Genomic DNA, 2,396 nt, shown 5'->3' with positions numbered 1-2,396 from the left:
CTCACCGCGCTCGTCTTCGACGCCGTCCCGGCCGTGCGGGTGGGCGACGGCGCGGCCTGCGGCCGGGTCCGGGATCTGGGAGCCCGACTATCTGGGCCAGACGGGCTTCTTCTTGGATAAAAACGGACAATGCTGGGTGGGGAACCAAGGGAGACTCAACTGGGAATCTCCTTCCCGCCCGGCCGGGGTGAGTTGCCGCCGCCCAACACTTATGTGATCAATCCATACACGAAATATCCCATAACATCGGCGTTCAACGTGTATGCCCAGGGGAACAGGACCATTTCGTCATCACCCCCTTGGAGGTTCCGTCCCCCTCGCGCGCGCATGAGCCCGCATGCCACTGTCCAGGCGCAGGCGGCCAACGTTCCCGCGGGTTTGGAATTCTCTCTCGGCCCCTACATCACAGTGAAGGTGAACGTGTCGGACAGGACGATCCTGGTCACCATCCTCGGCGGTCTGGCCCTGCTGGGGATCGTCCTGCTCAACATCAACGGAGCCGGTGACACCGTTGCCAGGTTGACCGACATCGGCCTCCCCGGCCATCAGAACGGGGGGACGAAGAGCATGACGGTCCCGATCCCGGCCGGCGTCGAGGTGAGCAGGGGTCTGCAGTTCATCGCCATCACCGTGGCGATCCAGGACTTCGAAACGCTCCTGAAGGACTTCCCGCACGAGAACACCGACCTGCTGGAGCCGCTCTCCGAGGAGGATCGCCAGAGGATCCTGGCCTACACGGAGGCGTGACGGCGCCGTCGACGACGGGTGTGCGTGCCTGCGCCGGCGGCGGCGCAGGCACCCACACCTGGGTTCAGAAGCCGATCAGGTTGCCGCCCAGCGACACCCAGTCGGGCGACCATGCTCCGTCCGCGTCCTGCCACTTGTGCCACAGGGCGGAGTCGTAGCCGACGTGGAAGGCCTCCAGGCGGCCGTCGGCGTTACGCGCGACGCGGATGCCGGCGACGGTGAGATCCATGAACGACGTATCCCCACGTAGGGGGACTGATTAATAGCAAACAGTCAACCACAGCGTATTTCGTAAGCCTGGGCAAGGCCGCGCCCTGACTCGCGACCTGGCTGAGGAAAGACGATGAGCGGGCCGGGCGCGGGGTGGACGTGCTGCCCAAGGTCTACGCCAAGTGCGTCGGCGGGCAGCACGAGGCAGTGGACAGGCGGATCTTGGAAGCGCTCACGACGTGAGGTCCCGGACAGCCGGGCAGCCGGACAGCTGGACAGCCGGACAGTCGGGCAGCCGGGATCCGGGGGACCTCCGGGGTCCTCGCCGTGTCGGCTCCCGCACCCTCGGAACCGTCCCGCGAGCTTCCGGAACTGCTGAACGTCCCTGTGCTGCAACCTGAAGTGCAACCCTGGACCAAATGGGCCGGGCTGACATGACCGCCGGCGCTACCAGGCCCTCATCTCTTCAATTCGAGCAGCCCCATATTCGCTGAGAAGAAAGAAGTGTGCGGCCTCCGGGCCGGGAAAGCGACTGTCTCCGTCCAGCGGGTTCGGCTGGATCACGGGTCATTCGCCCATTCTCCGGGAATCGGACCCGCGCTGTCAGTTTGGGGATCAGCTTCCGGCCTTGCCGCCTTGAGCTGGGAAAAAGGATGCAGGTCAGGGCGGGTCGATTCCCCGTGATTCCCCGTGAGTGACTGTGGTTCCCCGTCTGTCCCGGCATGGATCCGGCACGTGATTAAGGTGTTGACCTGTTGCTTTGTCGCGGTGGGGAGCCTGGCCGCTCGATCGCCTCCAGCCGCCTACGACGGCCGGCCACAGGCGGACGATCGTGCGGGCAGCGCTTTCATGGCAGTTCACCTGGATGTCTGGTGAGTCGAGCCCGCCGCTGCTCGCCCGTACGGATCATCACGCATCTTCGCGCCCCGTCGACCGGAGGTCCACGATGAGTCCCTTCCACAGCTCCGTGGTACTTGCCAGAACAAGTCCAAGATATTTTTGGTCAGAATTTGTTTTTGCTGCGCAGGCGCGGCTGGAAGTGGCAGATACGTTAAAGCGCTAGCTCGATAGGGATTTGGTGGATTCTGCTGCGCAGAGTAGATCCTGTTGGGCACGGGTACGGGGCACTCGTCTCTCACGAAAATGGTGCGCAAACCACCGATCCTGAAAGGGAAATGATATGACGACGACCACCGAGCGCTCCGCATCCACCGAGACGTCCGAGCGTGAGGGCGGGGAGAACCTCATCGAGCACCCGCTCCTGCTGGCCATGCTCATGCGTCGCCGGGAGGAGGGTGGGGAGAACCTCATCGAGCACCCACTTCTGCTGGCCATGCTCGCGCGTCGCCGGGAGGAGGGTGGGGAGAACCTCATCGAGCACCCACTTCTGCTGGCCATGCTCGCGCGTCGCCGGGAGGAGGGTGGGGAGAACCTCATCG

At 64.4% G+C, this 2,396-nt stretch carries 3 protein-coding genes; 2 read left to right on the top strand and 1 reads right to left on the bottom strand.

Features of this window, described 5'->3' with window-relative positions:
* The first annotated feature begins 378 nt into the window (after positions 1-378).
* Positions 379-747 (top strand): hypothetical protein, encoded by a 369-nt coding sequence (locus ACWDS7_RS47245; protein WP_451934639.1) that lies wholly within the window; start codon positions 379-381, stop codon positions 745-747.
* A 64-nt stretch (positions 748-811) separates the two neighbouring features.
* Here the strand turns inward: ACWDS7_RS47245 and ACWDS7_RS47240 are convergent, their stop codons facing one another.
* Positions 812-976: a hypothetical protein gene (locus ACWDS7_RS47240; RefSeq protein WP_451934638.1), complete on the bottom strand. Its 165-nt coding sequence runs from the start codon at positions 974-976 to the stop codon at positions 812-814.
* A gap of 1,161 nt (positions 977-2,137) precedes the next feature.
* On the opposite strand from ACWDS7_RS47240, the gene ACWDS7_RS47235 reads away from it, so the two are divergent.
* The coding region (locus ACWDS7_RS47235) for a hypothetical protein (RefSeq protein WP_451934637.1) at positions 2,138-2,396 on the top strand (259 nt) is incomplete at its 3' end.

The sequence above is a fragment of the Streptosporangium sp. NPDC003464 genome (genome assembly GCF_053588315.1).
This window is presented reverse-complemented; position numbering and strand designations above follow the sequence as displayed.

Excerpts from the sequence above, each read along its gene's own strand:
- ACWDS7_RS47240 (WP_451934638.1), bottom strand. The coding sequence starts at position 976 with ATGGATCTCACCGTCGCCGGCATCCGCGTCGCGCGTAACGCCGACGGC.